The organism is Psychrobacter sp. H27 (assembly GCF_059072655.1).
Map to the genome: position 1 here is coordinate 1,468,373 of NZ_JCACRX010000001.1, position 13,482 is coordinate 1,481,854.

Consider the following 13,482-nt stretch of genomic DNA (forward strand, 5'->3'; position numbering starts at 1 on the left):
GCACATGGACTGAGGTTTTTTTGTGATGAGTATATTTATTATTTTTATTTAGCCAAAAACGTACTTGGTCAGCATGGCCAAACATACCACGACAATCATCGGACGAATGAGCTTGCTGCCGCCCTTTACCACCATATGTGAGCCAAAATACGCACCAATAGTTTGACCTACCATCATCGCCAGTCCTACTTTCCACAGTACATTACCGCCCAAAATAAAGAATATGAGTGAGCCGATATTGGTAGATAAATTCAATACTTTTGCGGTACCTGTCGCCTCGATAATCTGTCGCCCACGCAGTGCTACATTGCCAAGCGCAAAAAACATCCCTGTACCTGGACCAATATAGCCATCATAAAAACCAATGAGTGGCGCCACAATCTTTTGCCATTTACCCTCTGAGATGCGCGGTGCAGCTTCCACTTCCCCAAGCCTAGGCGCAAACAACGTATAAATACCGATAGCCGCAATCAAAAAAGGAATCAGTTTTTCGAGTAAATCTGGTGGCGACATCTGCACCGCGATGGTACCTATGACTGACCCGATAAAAGCGGCAATAATCGCCAATTTTATACGCTGTGGTTTAACGACTCCTTTTTTGATCATGGTAATAGAAGCTGCAAGCGCACCTGAGGCCGCTTGGAGCTTGTTGGTGCCTAGCGTGAGTACCGGTGGGATGTTAGCCAGTAGCATGGCAGGTATGGTCAGTAGTCCACCGCCCCCAGCAATAGCATCAATAAATCCTGCTAATGCTGCCACCGCAGTGAGCATCAAAATGATCTCTAATGAGAATGTTAAATCCATAACGCTGACCTGCAAAATATCGTAAGAAAAAAGTGAGCTTGAAAGATGAGACTAGCATGTCACTGATGTGAGGCTACTAGCAGTCAGACAATTGAGTCATTGAAATCGACAAGGGAGCCGGGACAACCTCGTAAAGCGTCGATCATTATAGAGATAAAACTGCAAAAAAAGCCAAAAACCTACCAAAGTCTGCTAAATTTGTTTAATAACGACTGGGGTATCATTTATAAAAGACCTTTTGTTAAAAAGATTTAACGACTTACAACTATGTTGCTCAGCGTATCACCTTTATAATGTCACTATAATGAGTACAACAAAGTGGGCTAGCAGGTTTGTTTGGGCGTATTTTGTTGTCTATATCGATAAGAGTATGAGAAACTGTTGCTGTCTATTTGCTACCCTCGCATTGTTGGTAGCGCAGACATTGATGGATATTTGAGGTTATTTAGTAAATTGTATTTAGCGAATGAGGATGATATGGCAATACGAAGGATTAAGGCATTTTTTGAATTTGAGGCAGCAGGCGGTATCGTCTTAGCATTGGCTGCCGTTGCTGCAATGATCATTGCCAACTCCCCTCTTCATGTGTGGTACGAAAGTTTCATTCACGCGCCAGTTGCGATTCAGATTGGCGATTTTGCTATTGCCAAAGATGCGCACCACTGGATCAATGACGGCCTTATGGCGGTTTTCTTTTTCTTAGTTGGACTTGAGCTCAAGCGTGAAGTACTCATTGGTGAGCTGTCTAACGTCAAGCAAATCATCTTGCCAGCTGGTGCAGCATTAGGTGGTATGATTATGCCAGCAGCGGTGTACATACTTTTTAATCTCAATGAGCCTGAGTACTGGAAAGGCTGGGCAATTCCTGCAGCAACTGATATTGCGTTTGCACTGGGTATTCTGAGTCTATTAGGTAGCCGCGTACCCAACTCCCTAAAAGTATTCTTGGTCTCTATCGCTATTTTTGATGATATTGGTGCGATCTTAATCATTGCTCTATTTTATACTAGTGAGCTGTCATTGGAGTCATTGGCAGTAGCCGGTCTATGTCTGCCATTCTTGTATCTGCTCAATCGTCGCAACGTAACCAGTATTACGCCTTATCTGCTTATCGGTATCGTTATGTGGATTGCGGTACTCAAATCAGGTATCCATGCCACATTGGCAGGCGTGGTTTTGGCCTTATTTATCCCTATGTTTGACCGTACTGATCCTGAGCACTCTCCATTAGAGGAGCTAGAGCACGATCTCCATAACTCTGTTGCCTTTGGTATTTTGCCAATATTTGCTTTTGCCAACTCGGGGATATCACTCGAGGGCGCAGGTCTTGCTGAGCTATTCCACTCAGTGCCGCTAGGTATCGCTGCAGGCCTGTTCATCGGTAAACAAGTGGGTGTTATGGTCATGTGCTGGTTAATCTTCAAGCTTGGTCTATCAACCATGCCAAAAGGGATGGACTATAAGCAAATATATGGCGCAGCATTATTATGTGGCGTTGGCTTTACCATGAGCTTATTTATTGGCGGCTTGGCGTTTGCTGGTGATACAACGATGTTTGATGAGCGCTTGGGTATCATCATGGGTTCTATCGTCTCTGGTATCGCAGGTTATATCATGCTCAAAGTGAGCTTAAAAGACAATGTCAGCGGCACGTCGGTCGACTTGACCCGCTCTCATTAATATCAAAACGAGCGACTTATGAGCCTTTAGCTTATAAGTCGTTTTTTATTATGTACAGGTCGCTTGTTATCGTGGATAGATATACTGCAACCAGCTGACTCATAAAACCTCAGTAACTATCTATTAAATGGCTATCTATTAAACGATAAATTTAACAGCGGTCAAAGGCTTGTTAAGGATTATCATACAGAAATCGATAAGCTAAAAAATGGCTCGAATTTCGGTCTTGCTAGCGAAAAAACGCTTGTGCAACACTGTTATCACTATTGGCTGAAAGGCACTATATCAAATATCGTATCAAACACCATATTAAGCAGACGCAAAGACAGCTGGATGCATCAATTCGGTTTTATGAGGGATCGCTATAGACGGATTCGATGTTGCAGATATTAGATCTATAGCTAAATCAAGCTATAACTTAATCATAAAGGCACTTGATCATATGAGTAAGAAAACCACCAATACTGCAAGTATCTCTACACAACCTCATCATCAATCAAAAAAATCCTATCAGCGTCACGGGCGCACCACCGCCATCAGTGATCATAGTGATTTACAGGTTTTAAAGCGGATCAAACGGTATCTATTACCGAAAGATTTTAAAATCTCGCCTACCCTACTTGATGAAATAGTTGCCGGCTACGATATTGGTGATCCACTTGCAGATGCATTTGCCGCTGAGAACATTCGTTTTGCGAAGCCTTTGCAGCAAGTTATTCTTGGTGACGATATATCTGGCGATCACTTAGCTCACCCCTCATTTAGTACATTAGCCGAGCAGTTCAGTACGCATCCTGACTGGTTCGACCCCAAACTGGCTCAGATTGGTGCCGTTGCTTACAGACGCTATCCATTGATGCTCATTTGGCTACTGCGTAATGTAGCACTCATGGCAGGCTATAGCATCCCCGCCCTATCATTGCCACTGATTCAGACTGGCGCACTGATGCATGACGCACTGCCGCGACTCATGCGCACCTATGCCTATATCTTGGCCGTGTCTGAGCATCCGCAGTTAGATATGAGTACGCGTAATCATCATAACGCTATTGATCAAGTATTGGCCATCGGCTCTGAAGGCTGGCGACAGTCCATCAAAGTACGTCAAATTCATACTTTGGTACGTCAGAACTTACTCAAAGGTAAGGGCAATGCCGCGACAGGTGTGATACTAAATGCTGACCAGCATCATAATCCTGATGGCAGCTGGAACACCGATTATTGGGGTGTGCCCATCAATCAAACCGATATGATTGCCACGCACTTGCAGTTCTCTTTATTGATTATGCGCGGTCTACGTCTGCTGGGTGCCCGTATTAGCACCGAGGAAGCAGAAGGTATCTTGCATTTATGGAATCTTGCCAGCTATTGGATGGGCGTTGATTTAGATCGTCTGCCAAAAGATGAATCAGCCTGCTGGGAATGGCTGTATACCTACCTATCCATTCAGCAGCTTGATTTTAAGATGGGGCAGCCACTTGCAAAAGCCTTGCATGATTTACCACGTCAGCTCATGGGCGAAGACAATCGCCGTGGGCGGTTTGTGGAAATGGTCAACGCCAGTGTGACTCGTACCTTAGTCGGTGATGATATTGGTGATGGCTTAGATTTACCAAAATCAAAAATACGTTTTGGCGTATTATCTTCAGTGCCTATTTTGTTTGCTCTAGATACCGCGCGAGGACATAACAAAAACATTGCCGATAAGTTAGAGGCGTTCCGTGCCAAACGTCAAGATAATATGAACTGGTGGCTCAAGAAAAACGACGATTACTATAAATAAAGCGGTCTATAAGACTCTAAATGATTTATCAAATATAGCAGCCGTACTTATATAGTATCATTTGGATAGTAGTACTTAGATAAGCAGCCCTATTTAAGTACAAACTCGTGAAGGAATGCTTTTGATGCTATAAATCTAAATGTTATATTATCGGTTGTTGTCCACGCGGTAATACCACTCTAACTGTCGATCGAACCCTGTCTCTAGCAGGTTAGCTATGACACGTCCTGTCAGCCCCCACACCGTCTCACCATCGACTTGCCAGCTTGGTGTCAGTAAAGTCGCTACTTGATCTTGCATTTTATACTCTACCGCATACTCTACTGTGGGCTGAGTGACTAACGACTCAAAGTCCGCCCAGAAAATACGTGATATCTCTCCTACCTCAGGTACCAGTACCAAGCCTGGCGCAATAAGTGCAACGATAGGGCGTACACTCATACCGCTTTTGGACGTTTGGATAGGCAACTGTCCAAGCAGTTGGACTTTGTTGGGTGGTAGTGCTGTTTCTTCACAGGCTTCACGCAGTGCTGTGACGACATTGTTACCATCGCCTCGATCATGTTTACCACCCACGCAAGACACCTCACCCGCATGACTGTTCATATGGGCGGCGCGGCGTGTTAATAGCAGTTTTGGTCTACGCTCATGAGTGATCGCGACCAGTATTGAGGCGTCAGCAATCGGTGTCTGGTACAAGCTATCTAAAATGCGCGTGCTGTGCGAGGTGTTGTGCGCTTCATACATCGCTGGGCTGGTTAGCGTATTTAGGGTTTCATGTTGCACACGCTCAGCTAATTTTCTGAGTGTGGGATGTCGTATAAAGCTCGGTACAGCGACTGACAGGTTATTGAAGTTTACAGTCTCTGGAGAAAGTAACATTATAATTGCCTTGTTTTTTATCGTAATTTCGCTTTATCAAAAGCGTTTTCGCTTGTTTAATTCTAGCTTATTGCTGACCATCATTAACCAAAAACATAAGTAGTGACTATCGATACGACTGATTTGCAGTCTAAAAAATAGCAGCTAAGCACATTTATACCAGACTACAGCATACTTATCAGTGAAATGATGCGTTACTGTTATCTTGATTCTGTATGCCAATAATATGTGCTATCTTAAGATCACAGCTGTTTCTTAAAATAATATCTTACAGCATCTCAAAATATGGGCCTTACAACCTACAAAATCACTATGCATCATAACTTTTCTAATAAGGTAGTCGATATGAGCTATTGTCTCCAATGCGGTCATAAAGCAGAACGAAAAATCCCACCTACAGACAATATGCCGCGCTTGGTGTGCCCTAATTGCCATTATATCCACTACGAAAACCCAAAAGTTATCTGCGGCTCACTAGTGGTACACGAAGATAAAGTACTGCTATGTAGGCGAGCGATCGAACCTCAATATGGCTTGTGGACCATACCTGCAGGCTTTATGGAAAATGGCGAAACCATGGCTGAAGGTGCAGCACGCGAGAGCTACGAAGAAGCTGATGCCACCGTGATACATCCGCATCTATACTGTGTTTACGACCTGCCAGATATTGGACAGATTTACTCGATTTATTTGGGAAATCTAAAAGACGGTGCTTATGGTACTGGTTCAGAGAGTCTTGAATGTGCGCTATTTAGTGAAGAAGAGATTCCATGGGACGAGCTGGCTTTTGAAGCCATCCGCCGCACCCTAAAGAGCTATTTTGCTGATCGCAAGCAGTTTGACGAATGGTCCGACTTCCCAGTTCACCAAGAAAAAATTGGTAAGGATTTGAGCATCAAGCGCTATTAATTCATATACTAAATCACAAAAAGCCAAGCATGATGCTTGGCTTTTTTGTTATTGATAGCAGTCTTGCTGATTTAGCTCTTGATTTTGCAAACCTCAAAGCCCAGACCTTTTACCGTCTCTTCTTTGTCATAAGGGGCTAGCACTGCACGTACGTGTTTTTGACCCTGCAGATATTGCTTAGCAACACGCTGCAAGTCATCAATGGTCACGGCCAAAATCGCAGCGCGCATTTTACGCTGCCAGTCAGCACCGCGATGATGTAAGTTGGCAAAGCATGCTTTGATTGCTTCCCCTGCAGGAGAGCCTGGCTTATCCATACCTGAGATAATCCCTAAGATTGCCTCTTCTAACTGCTCATCGGTTTGCGGTTCATTCAAGACCCACTCGATACTGGCCTCAAAGTGCTCAAAAGTCTCTGCACACTGTGGATCACGGTAGCTAAAGAACTTAAATGCACATGCATTGGCGTCATAGCCTGCACCGCCGCCATACGCACCGCCGCGCTCACGAATCGCACTGTGCAAGTAGCCGTTACGCAAATACGGCGCTAATACCATCAGAGCCGCAGTATCAGGATGATCAGCCGCTGGTACCGTATAGGCGCTAGCATTATGATAGACGTTGGTTGGCACCAGCCACGCTAGATCTGCAACATCGAGCACATCGTTTTTAACATCATCGCCACTCTCTAATGCCTTGACTGCATCAGTCTCACCATTTAAAGCGGTATCTAACTGCAGATTTGCAAACTCACTAGGAATATTTGCTTTAGTATCAGTTTCTTTTTCAGTAGACGTTGCTGCTTGGCTATCTGTCCAGCTATCGACAATTAAGCTGCTCAAACGTTCTGTTTGCTCGGCTTCACAGATAATAACGGCATGCTTAGGTAAGCTGATTAAGCGTTGATGTAAGTCCATCAAGCTGGTTGCCAACTGATCCCACTGTGCATCATCAGTACTCGCGTGCGTCAAGAAGTCCTTGAGCGCATTTAGTGCTGGTAGACCACTACGTACATACTCTAGCTGCGCTTGACGACTCATACCGCGACTGGCAATTTGCATCGCATACGAGTGACCAGAGCCTGCTAGGTTTGACTGCCAGCTGGCTTGACGCTGCTGTAGAATCTCTTTGATGCGATCATGCTCAGTAAAGATACTGTGCTCCATGACTTCTTTGAGCAAATCAATCGCTTCAGGTTTGCGATTGAGCGCACGTGTTGCGACCACAAAGTAGCTACCGATGGACTGACTGTCATCAACATGGGTTCGTTGACTGATACGTGCTGTCACACCTGATGAGTGCGCGGCTTGCTTGGCTTGCATTTCATGGGCACTGAGCGAGTCAGTCCCTAGCTCAGATAGCAAACTTAGATAGATCGGCAGCAATGGATGATTGATGACATCATTCACTGGTAGCTCATCGGCGCTCGCGTTACCAATCGCCTCAGTCAACGGTACGATCACTTGGTAATAATACAGACCATTGGTGCCCGCTTCGTACTCAAATAAAGTACTGTCCTGCCCACTCAGGCGCACTTGTTTTTGTTTGCCTGCTTTAAAGCTAATATCCGCTGGTACGTCTTCTAGACCTACCTTTGGTAACAGGCTTAAATCATCGGGCGCGGCTTGACGCGCAGCCAAATCTAGTGCTTGTTGCTTCAAGATAGCCTTGTCATCAGCAGTCAAATCCATCGCTATGGTATCAAGGCGAGTCTGTTCAGCTGCTGCTAGACGGGCGGTTTTTTCGCTGTCAGGTGTCATCGTCACACGGACTCGATGCTGATTGTCTAGTAGATGCGTTTTGATCAAATTCGGTAGCCACTGCGGATCGACGACTTGCGCGCGTAGCCACTGTAGATGCTCGTCTACTTCCCATACATCGATAGGATTACCATCATGGATAGCGGTGCTAAAGCCTTCTAGCATAAGGTTTAGACCATAAGGTACGCTATCACCACCAATATGACGCTGATCAATCTCAATCTGATGGAGGATGGTTTCAATGGTTTCATCATCGACTGGCGTGCTTGCCACTTCAGTCAGTAGATCAATGATACCTTGCTCTACCGCTTCGGCATGCTCAGGGTTAGAACCACGCAGACCGGTATAAAAGACCATTTCGTAATGGCTGTCATCAAGTCCCAACAACGGACTTGGGGCTTTACCCAGTGGGTGACTGTCAAGATAAGCACGTAGTGGTGAGCCTGAATGCTCAATCAACACGCCTTCCAGCAGACGTAATGCCAAGCGCTGCTTTGGATCGGTAATCGATGGTAGCAACCAAGCGACCACGTGATGGGTCTGATCTGGACCGGCTTCGTCAGCAGTATAAGTATCGACCGCACTGATTGGCGCAGACAAACGCTGCTCTGGGCGTGATACGTGCTTTTTGCCTGCTTCGAACTGAGTCAATGCGTCGTCATGTATTTTTGCTTGTGTCTCGGCGACAGGGATATTACCAAAGCTCATGATGACACTATTTGACGGATGATAATGGCTCTGATGGAACTCGGTCAGCTCAGTATGTGTCAGGTCAGGAATCTGGGCAGGATCACCACCTGAATTATAGTGGTACGTCGTCGTTGGAAATACATGATGCGCCACCGTATGATAGAGCTGATCAATCTCGCCGCTCATAGCCCCTTTCATCTCGTTAAAGACAATGCCTTTAAACTGCGGTTTATCGTCTTCGTCCAGCTCTACTCGGATGCCCTCTTGAGCAAAATCAAGCGGATGAATGTTGGGGAAAAACGACGCATCAAGGTATACAGACAGCAAATTAAAGTAGTCGTTTTTATTTTGCGTGGCATAGGGATAGGCTGTCCAATCCGCCGCGGTCATCGCATTCATAAACGTGTTCAATGAACGTTTTATCATTGAAAAGAACGGATCACGTACTGGGAATTTCTTAGAACCACATAATGCGACGTGCTCTAAAATATGCGCCTCGCCTTTTGAATCCATTGGCTGAGTACGAAAGCCCACCAAAAACGCATTTTCGTCACTTGGATGCGCAAGATGATAATGCATCGCGCCTGTCTTTACATGCTGACTGATCAGCACATCCATCGATAGCGCCTCAATATGGCGATGCTCGAGCAGCTCAAATGCTGGATGCAGCGTTAAATCCGCAGTAAATGGGGTGTCAGTCATAGTTATCCTTATCGCTTACAATGCGTATAGTGCCCTGACTATCAGGGTAAATAAAATGGTAATAATTATTAATCTATCAGTTATAAAAAGTGGCTAAAAAGTCTTGGCTTAGCGCTATTAGTGGGGCTGCGGCATCGATAAGTCAAGTCAACCCTCACGCAATAATCGATGACATCGAACTCAGCAACCCTCTACATACTAAAACAGCCCTAGCAAAACACAAAGGCAACAATAACTATAGATAAACAATGGTTGAGTCACTTAACAAAAATAGCCTGCACTGCTACTATAAAAATGGCTATTAAAAAGTAAACACCAAAAGGAGCCACTTATGAGCTATCAACACATTTTACTGGTGACTGACTTATTATCTGATGCCGACAAGGTCGCTCTAAAAACCAAACGTATCCTTGCAGGCTCGCCTGAGGCTAGGTTATCTGTTCTGCATATTGTTGAAGATGATATGGTGCGCTTCGGTTACGAGCTGGTACCTTCATCTAGTCTTTCGGGCGATTTCGATGGCGAAAAATGGCAAGAAGCACGCGCTAAACTGGCACGCTTCCTTGAGTATAATGAGTTAGAAGCCGCCAACTCTGAAGTGACCGCTGCTATCTCTAACAGTAAAGGTATCGTTAACTACTGCAATAAAAAAGAGGTCGACTTACTCATTATCGGGCGGCATGACCGTCAAGGTATCGCCGCTTGGTTGGTGCGCGCGACCGCCGATAGTATATTGCCAAACATCTCTTGCGACAGTTTGGTTGTCAAACTGAGCGAACCCGTATCGGAATAAGCAGTGTATTGAGTCTTTGGTTTGATAAATATTAATACACCTGAACTCATATTACGGAGAGCCTCAAAGATAGGCAAGCACCACTTAACAGCGCTCTATAGTAGTGCTATAGTAAATACTATCTGACATGAGGAAGACGCTATGAGTTACGAACATATACTACTGGTCACTGACTTACTCTCTGATGCGGATATCGTCGCGCAAAAAGCCAAGCGTATCGTTGAAAACCGTCCAGGATCTAAGCTATCGGTGCTACACATCGTAAAAGATACGATGGTTGGTTTCGGTTACGAGCTGGTACCCGCCTCCAGCCTATATGATGAGATTGATGATGAGCGTTGCCAAGAAGCACGCGCCAAACTGGCCCAGTTCTTAGAACGCAATCAGCTGAACGCAGCGACATCAGAAGTCACTACGGCCATCTCTAGTAGTGAAGGTATCGTCAGTTACTGTCACAAACACGATGTAGACCTATTGGTCATCGGTCGCCATAAGCGTACTGGTATCGCGGCATGGATCAGTGGCGCGACAGCAGATAATATTTTACCCAATGTGCCTTGTGATAGTTTTGTGGTGAGACTAGACAAGCCCGTTTCAGCATAGCGTTGAGCCACAATGCTCTGATATGAATAACGTATACAATTAAAATTAAAAGCGCAGCGCCGAGATAGACGCTGCGCTTTTTTATGATTTACCTTCTCTTATTCATCTCTGCTGAATAATATCTATAAAGGTTTGCCATATCGGACTTTGATGCCTTGCCTTATGCCAGACCAGCCACCACGTCCGTGACAAATCAATCCCAGCAACATCGACTTGTACTAGTTCACCTGACGCAAGTTCTGTCTCAATCACATGCTGTGATAGACAGCCAAGTCCAATATCTGCACTCACCATATGCTTGATAGCCTCTGACTGATGTATCGCCTTAACCACCTCGGCATTGGGCAGATATTTTAGCAACTGCTCATCGATAATTTGCCGTGTGCCCGACCCTGCTTCACGTACCAATAATGGTAACTGTTCGAGCTGCTCAATAGTCAGACGATAGCCATCCTCGTCTTGGTGATATATAGCGATATCCTTTAGCCACTTGCTATCACGTTTAGCAAATATCATCAGCGTATCTGTTCGCCATTCGCGCAGCTCAATGGCTTTCATATCTATCGGTCGCGGCATCCCTTCTACTAGCGCAATGTCAATATTTAACTGCTCAACCTCACCCACGACCTCTTGTGTGTTGGCAATATATATATCGACATTGGCATCTGGCAGCGCCTCATAGAGCTTACCAAGCAATGACGGCAGTACATAGTTACCGATTGTGGTACTCGCCCCAATATGAATCTGTCCTGCTTGGTACTGATGATAATGCTCAAGCGTGAGTGACTGCCCTAGGATGGCTTGCGCCTGTACATAAATAGGATGCGCATTGGGGTGCTGATTGAGCCTGCGACCAACGCGCTCAAACAATGGCATCTGTAGTCTAGACTCAAGCTCTGTCAGCGCGCTACTGACCGCTGACTGTGATAGATGCAGCGCTTCACTGGCGCGGCTGGTACTGCCTGTCTGATAAATACTGACAAAAACCGCAAGCTGCTTGAGCGTAATCTTTGGTAATGTTTGCACAGATTTTTTCATGACATCGATGGCCTTGCGTCAGTTTTTGAATGCTCTTATAGGCTAAGTATATTTAGTGTGTAGCAGCAGCCTTTTATCAATACTTTTAAAATTCAACACTCTCAACATTCAATACTAAAAACACTGTAACCTAAAAAATCGATAGCTTGTATCTTATTAATCTGTTTTTATTATAAATGTAGCAGGCATATACTGTCTACTCATAAGCTCATGCTTATCTTACTATCAGTAATAGGGTGCCGCGTCATGCATACACTACTCCAATTCATCAGCAGCTCAGCTCATAACTACGTCCCGAGCCAACGTCACTTGGCAGGTTTGGCTGTGGTATTGATCGGTAGTTTGTTCTGCTTATGGTTGGATAGCAGTTTAGATGTGTGGTCGAACGGGCGCATTATCGGCTTGTCATCCTTAACGCTTGCGATATTGCTTGGTATGGTATTGGGCAATACTATCTACCCCAAATTCACTGAACGTTTAAACGGCGGCGTATGCTTTGCAAAAGGTCAAATCCTACGACTTGCCATCATGTTTTATGGGTTTAAGCTGACCATGACACAAGTAGCAAGCGTTGGTATGCCAGCGATTGCGACCGATACTCTGGTACTGACGTCTACTTTTTTATTAACCTACTGGCTGGGTACTAGATGGCTAAAAGTCGATAAAGAAACCGTCATTCTGATTGGCTCAGGGGCAAGTATTTGCGGCGCCGCTGCCGTCATTGCAGCAGAGCCAGTCGTCAACGCGCAAGCGCACAAAGTCACTATCGCCGTGGCAACGGTTGTGGTTTTTGGTACTATCGCAATGCTACTCTACCCTTTTCTCTATCATCTTGGCTGGCTACAACCTTGGCTGAGCGCCCAGCAGTATGGCATGTATACAGGCTCTACTGTACATGAAGTGGCACAGGTCGTGGTCGCTGGCAACGCCATTAACACTGAGATTGGTGACACTGCTGTTGTGACCAAGATGATACGCGTCATGATGCTCGCGCCTTTTTTACTCGTGTTGTCTTTTGCGCTAACCAAAGATCGCACCGTAGATAATTCCAATATAGAAGATAAAAGCAATAAGAACGAGACAACATCATTTATAACCCGCGTCAAACAAGTCAAGGTGCCATGGTTTGCGTTTATATTCATTGGTATTGTGTTGACACATACGTGGGTACCGATGCCTGAGAGTATCGTACGCAGTATGGTGATGTTAGATGATGTACTACTGACAATGGCAATGTTTGCGTTAGGTCTGACCACACATCTAAACGCGATTAAGCAAGCTGGCGTCAAACCTCTAGTCTTAGGCGCAGTGATGTTTGGTTGGTTGTTGCTGGGCGGCGGTCTGATTAATATTGGTATCAGCTTAATATAAGAAGTCGATTTTATATTTTAGCGACTGATATCACTTTCTATATCATAGCCCAAAAACAACACCGCCAACTATTCACACAGTTGGCGGTGTTGTTATATCTATCATGTCGTTTGATATCAAACAGCAGACGAAAAAAAACGAACCCGAAGGTTCGCTTTTCTACATCTATTCATCTATCTGTCTATAAAGACAAATTAGATAGCAACGATGTTATGTGCTTGTGGGCCTTTTTGGCCTTGAGTTACAGTGAACTCAACTTCTTGGCCTTCAGCCAAAGTTTTGAAACCTGAACCAGTGATTTCGCTGTAATGAGCAAAAACGTCTGCGCCAGTTTCTGGAGCGATAAAACCGAAACCTTTAGCTTCGTTGAACCACTTAACTGTACCTTTTTGAACGTCTGACATAGTATAATCCTACTTTTAAATTTATTAATGGTCTAATGACCGGTAACGCTTGCAAATAGCTAC

The 13,482-nt window shown here is 45.0% G+C and carries 11 protein-coding genes; 6 read left to right on the forward strand and 5 right to left on the reverse strand.

Features of this window, described 5'->3' with window-relative positions:
- Positions 1-48: 48 nt before the first annotated feature.
- A complete protein-coding gene (locus AC5JPY_RS05890; protein ID WP_443525624.1) occupies positions 49-804 on the reverse strand; it encodes a TSUP family transporter in 756 nt (251 codons plus the stop codon).
- A gap of 477 nt (positions 805-1,281) precedes the next feature.
- Here AC5JPY_RS05890 and nhaA point away from each other — a divergent pair, with 477 nt between their 5' ends.
- On the forward strand, positions 1,282-2,484 hold the full coding sequence (gene nhaA, locus AC5JPY_RS05895; protein ID WP_319050935.1) for a Na+/H+ antiporter NhaA: 1,203 nt from the start codon (positions 1,282-1,284) through the stop codon (positions 2,482-2,484).
- A 442-nt stretch (positions 2,485-2,926) separates the two neighbouring features.
- Positions 2,927-4,267, forward strand: a complete 1,341-nt coding sequence (locus AC5JPY_RS05900; protein WP_443525623.1) for an oxygenase MpaB family protein — start codon at positions 2,927-2,929, stop codon at positions 4,265-4,267.
- Between the two features lie 147 nt (positions 4,268-4,414).
- Here AC5JPY_RS05900 and AC5JPY_RS05905 read toward each other — a convergent pair whose 3' ends face one another.
- Positions 4,415-5,149 (reverse strand): NUDIX hydrolase, encoded by a 735-nt coding sequence (locus tag AC5JPY_RS05905; protein ID WP_443525622.1) that lies wholly within the window; start codon positions 5,147-5,149, stop codon positions 4,415-4,417.
- Between the two features lie 345 nt (positions 5,150-5,494).
- Between AC5JPY_RS05905 and AC5JPY_RS05910 the strand changes: the two genes are divergently transcribed.
- Positions 5,495-6,058 (forward strand): NUDIX hydrolase, encoded by a 564-nt coding sequence (locus AC5JPY_RS05910; RefSeq protein WP_443525621.1) that lies wholly within the window; start codon positions 5,495-5,497, stop codon positions 6,056-6,058.
- Between the two features lie 71 nt (positions 6,059-6,129).
- Here the strand turns inward: AC5JPY_RS05910 and AC5JPY_RS05915 are convergent, their stop codons facing one another.
- A complete protein-coding gene (locus AC5JPY_RS05915) occupies positions 6,130-9,210 on the reverse strand; it encodes an insulinase family protein (RefSeq protein ID WP_443525620.1) in 3,081 nt (1,026 codons plus the stop codon).
- A gap of 331 nt (positions 9,211-9,541) precedes the next feature.
- Between AC5JPY_RS05915 and AC5JPY_RS05920 the strand changes: the two genes are divergently transcribed.
- Complete coding sequence (locus AC5JPY_RS05920; RefSeq protein ID WP_443525619.1) at positions 9,542-10,003, forward strand: universal stress protein; 462 nt, start codon at positions 9,542-9,544, stop codon at positions 10,001-10,003.
- Positions 10,004-10,144: 141 nt separating this feature from the next.
- Positions 10,145-10,606: a universal stress protein gene (locus AC5JPY_RS05925; RefSeq protein ID WP_057761630.1), complete on the forward strand. Its 462-nt coding sequence runs from the start codon at positions 10,145-10,147 to the stop codon at positions 10,604-10,606.
- 102 nt (positions 10,607-10,708) lie between these two features.
- Here AC5JPY_RS05925 and AC5JPY_RS05930 read toward each other — a convergent pair whose 3' ends face one another.
- Positions 10,709-11,644, reverse strand: a complete 936-nt coding sequence (locus tag AC5JPY_RS05930) for a LysR substrate-binding domain-containing protein (protein WP_443525618.1) — start codon at positions 11,642-11,644, stop codon at positions 10,709-10,711.
- Between the two features lie 246 nt (positions 11,645-11,890).
- On the opposite strand from AC5JPY_RS05930, the gene AC5JPY_RS05935 reads away from it, so the two are divergent.
- Entirely contained in the window at positions 11,891-13,015 is a 1,125-nt protein-coding gene (locus AC5JPY_RS05935; protein ID WP_443525617.1) for a YeiH family protein, read from the forward strand.
- 194 nt (positions 13,016-13,209) lie between these two features.
- Here the strand turns inward: AC5JPY_RS05935 and AC5JPY_RS05940 are convergent, their stop codons facing one another.
- Positions 13,210-13,419, reverse strand: coding sequence for a cold-shock protein (locus tag AC5JPY_RS05940; protein WP_045453470.1), 210 nt, complete (start codon positions 13,417-13,419; stop codon positions 13,210-13,212).
- Between the last annotated feature and the right edge of the window lie 63 nt (positions 13,420-13,482).